We start from the raw sequence: 3,794 nt of genomic DNA, 5'->3' as shown, positions 1-3,794 counted from the left end.
CAAAGTCCACATGACTGGCTTTCTTTGAAAACGTTGAATAGTCTGCCTGTGCGAGTCCATACGTAGGGGCGACATCTGCCCCATGCCGAAAGCTTTTCCACTCATTAGCTGAAGCTGTTACCAAATATTCGATTAACGTTTGAACATCAAATTTTCGAGCAGTATCCTTGTAACCAACAGCTTTCACAATCATTTTTAATTCATATTCAGAAATAATCTTTTGCAGTAAATTCGGGAGCGTGGTATTCTTTTTCATAGGGGACACCTCTTCCTTGGTTTGTTGGTTGGTACTTACATTCTACAGGAAAGGTGTCCTTTTTTGGATTTTATTGGTTAATCAACACTCTTGGAATAATAGTTACAAATGTAAAATGTTTGTAGATGAGTGGTGTTAATGATTAGAGGATATTCTCTTGATAATAATAAAACCCGTGGTGCTAGTTGAGCGTTAACGCTTAACTAGCCCGAGTATAACAAGTGAATAGGCCAACAAGATGCCATCTAGCGCAACTTCAAAGCCTGCAATAGAGTTAGCGAGAATCTCTGTTATGCGGTATTGATCAACGAGAACAGAAAACACGGTTTCGACGACTTTGCGCTTTTGTTTGACCCACTGCTCCCATCGTTTTGATTTGTGCTTCTTCTGATTCTTCCGAGTAGGCGTCCACAGTGCCATTTGATATTCCTTGTATAGCTTTTTTTGTAATACATCGCTGATATATCCCTTATCTCCTAAGGTATAGGGGTGTGGAACTTGTGTCATCACGGTTTCGACTACCACTTTATCATGGCAAGATGCTTCGGTTACCACATATCCCATAGGTAGACCTTGATTCGTCACCTGCATATGTAATTTGAATCCATAATAATGCTGCTTTTTGGACGCACAATAGCCGATATGTGCCATACCTTGAAACCGTTTCACACGATACACTCTAGCTGCATGACACAATTCTAGGGGAAGGCTATCGATTACGGCATAGGCATGGTGCTGTCCACGCTTGGCCACCTGTTGACGAATCCATTTGATGGCGAAACGAAGGGCTCGAGCACGACGATTGTAACGGGAACGTTCGGGAAAATCATCGACTGAAAACAAATTCCCAATCACAAAGCGATGCCACGCTCGTTCAGAAGTAAATCCAAACAGTTTCCCAAGGATATGAATAGCGACGATCACCTCATCTTTTTGTTTCATCAAGTGGCGATTGTGACGTTGAAGATATGAATGAATAAGGGAAAGTTGAGTGGAAACAAAAGACAGAATCGCCTCGTATTGTTTTTGAATGTTTGCTTGGTTTGTAGTAAAATGAAAGTGCTCTTGCATGAGGATTCTCCTTTCGAATGGTTGGTTGCACTTTCATTTTAAAGGAGATCCACAGGCAGGGGCTCTTTTTTTGCTTATTCAAAATTATCTAGCACCACGGGTTAATAAATTATTAACTCAACTTTCACAGAGTGATTTCGATAAAAAAGCACTGATAACTAGGAATATCAGTATTTCACTAATCAAGTTGACTTTGAATAAGTTTTTGATCAACTTTTATCCGTATGAAATTCTATCTACTTTTCGAATGGTGACGGTGCTTAAAAGTAATAAAAAAGATGCCAATTAGATAAACGGCATCCTAAGCTAAGATGGAAATTTGTCTACTTTCTTGAAATCAAGAAGTATAAACTAATTTTTAAGCTGAAAAATCAATCAAAGACTAACTTGAATAAATATGAATAACTTTTTTATCACAACTTGGCGAAAGTTGAGTAATATAGATATAAAAAACTTCGGCCTCAAAGAATTATTAGAAAAACTTAATCCTTAATGATTTAAAACACAATTGCATTTAATGATCGAGTTTGGGCAGTAACACTAGTAACACTTGCGGCTGTTACAATTTGAATGGTAACCGTATAGATAACAGCGCTAAAAATCGTATCATTCCATGTAAGGTTTGGAATTTCAGTATGAGTACCAGTAACGTTTCCTCTCAAGAATCTACTAATTGTTAATGTTGCTAAAGGGGAAACCAAGTCACTTCTTCTCAAACGAAAAGTGATATCATAGTTAGGATTATTCCCTAAAAGTAAAAGAAGCTCAACTGTTGAATCCAATTTTACTTGATGAGCACCTGGGCTTGGAGGACTTACACCAAGTGTAAGAACCGTGTTTTCTGAAGTTCCAACAATTGGTTGATCGGCTTCAGTTGAAAAAGGGAAAAAAAGTATTGGTGATGATGGACTTATATTAATTGGGCAACATCCTTTCATATTTTACACATCCTTTCTAACTATTAATAGAAAAAATCGAGAAAAAGTACACTAGAATATAAGAAAAACAGCATATGTTTCATCATTATGTTAATAAATTCATATAAGTGTATATAAAACCAGACACTCATAAAGTATCTGGTTTTATATAGATTAAAATATTTCATTTAAGCTAGAACACGTTTATATAGTGTAATACAGTAAGTTCCACTGTCTCTAACAGTAGCAGTAGTAATTTCAAAAGTTGTAGGATTGTTAACTGACTGTGAATCTGTATTCCCTGGGCTAGCATCTAAAACAATTGCAGGATTTGCTGTCCCAGTAGCTGTTACTGCTCCTGTACTGGAAGCGGAATTGAAAATTTGAAAAGTTCCAGATATATAGCTACCAGTAGGTGCACTCCAAACTTCAACAGCTGTTAATTCTCCGTTAAAATTACCGCAAATTTCCTCTTTGATAATTTGAGCGGGGGGGCAACAGGCCCCACTAATCCCATTTGCTCCACACAAAAGTAATTCCTCCTTTTAAAATAATATAAGCTAAAGTAGTATTTAGCTTGTAATAATAACGTATGAAAAATCTAAAAGCTTGTATACGCATGTACCTAAAATAATGATGCTGAATAGCTAATTTATTTTTTATTAATATTGTTGATTCGAAAGTGTACCTTCACTTATTTTTTGAGGTCAGTGCTGTAAATCATGGAAACTACCGAGCACAATAGGTGATCGAACTCTTTTTTTAGCTCAAACAACATGTAAAAGATTAAATTCAACGAGAAATAGTAATAGTAACTGAAAATTCAGCGTATTTTTTATGCAACGCTAGTGGAAATAAAACATATTATGGTATTAAATTATTATATGTAAAGGAGACACGAGTTGAAAGAGTATAAAAAAATTCCGGATTTTTGCCCAATCGACATACCTCCGCCAGGGTGTCCAGATATTTTTCCTAGAAAGCCAAAACCTCCGAAACCACCAAAAAAGAAAAGGATATGTGTGGAAAACGAAATATGTGGATACATTAATCAAAATTGTAATGGGGAATTTGTAGAATATTGGAAAGGGATCGGTATTTCCCCAATTCCATCAGGAACAGTTACTGTTTTGAATACAAGCGGTTGTAATATGACTGTGCGTGCAGATATAGATGGAGATGGAATACCGGATATCACATTGTTTAACCTAACGGAAGAAAATCAAACAAAGTCTGTAACGATAAATTCTATAGCAAGTATTGAAGTGAGTTGTGAAGGTGAAGAAAATCAAAAATGTACTGGTACGTTTTGCATTGATATTCATTATGAAAAAGGTATTCTTAAAGAAAATGAATGAATCCTTTAATTTCAGCTTGTAGACAAATTCTCTACTCAGAAAGTTCTACAAGCTTTTTTATAATAACTCAAACTTCGCACTTTAAAAAGTTAGTGCACCCATAGTGGTTCTAAGGTTCATTGGTGTAAAAAATGTTTATTGACAAATGATTCTAAAAATGCAAAAAACACCTCATTCTTTGGTATAGTGGAT

Annotated in this window: 4 protein-coding genes and 1 pseudogene; 1 reads left to right on the top strand and 4 read right to left on the bottom strand. The window is 35.8% G+C overall.

What is annotated here, in order from left to right; genetic code table 11:
* The 4 genes and pseudogenes from MLD65_RS17790 to MLD65_RS17775 all read right to left on the bottom strand — a co-directional run.
* Positions 1–256, bottom strand: a pseudogene (locus MLD65_RS17790) (IS4 family transposase); the annotation flags it as partial.
* Positions 257–448: 192 nt separating this feature from the next.
* Positions 449–1,327, bottom strand: coding sequence for an IS982 family transposase (locus MLD65_RS17785; RefSeq protein ID WP_243293156.1), 879 nt, complete (start codon positions 1,325–1,327; stop codon positions 449–451).
* Between the two features lie 497 nt (positions 1,328–1,824).
* Positions 1,825–2,265 (bottom strand): hypothetical protein, encoded by a 441-nt coding sequence (locus MLD65_RS17780; RefSeq protein WP_243293155.1) that lies wholly within the window; start codon positions 2,263–2,265, stop codon positions 1,825–1,827.
* 167 nt (positions 2,266–2,432) lie between these two features.
* Entirely contained in the window at positions 2,433–2,774 is a 342-nt protein-coding gene (locus MLD65_RS17775; protein WP_243293154.1) for an S-Ena type endospore appendage, read from the bottom strand.
* 372 nt (positions 2,775–3,146) lie between these two features.
* Between MLD65_RS17775 and MLD65_RS17770 the strand changes: the two genes are divergently transcribed.
* On the top strand, positions 3,147–3,602 hold the full coding sequence (locus MLD65_RS17770) for an S-Ena type endospore appendage (protein WP_243293153.1): 456 nt from the start codon (positions 3,147–3,149) through the stop codon (positions 3,600–3,602).
* Positions 3,603–3,794 lie beyond the last annotated feature (192 nt).

The sequence above is a fragment of the Bacillus sp. FJAT-47783 genome (genome assembly GCF_022808615.1).
GTDB lineage: Bacteria > Bacillota > Bacilli > Bacillales > Aeribacillaceae > Bacillus_BZ.
Note: the sequence above shows the minus strand (reverse complement) of the source record. Positions and strands in the feature narration are given on the sequence as shown.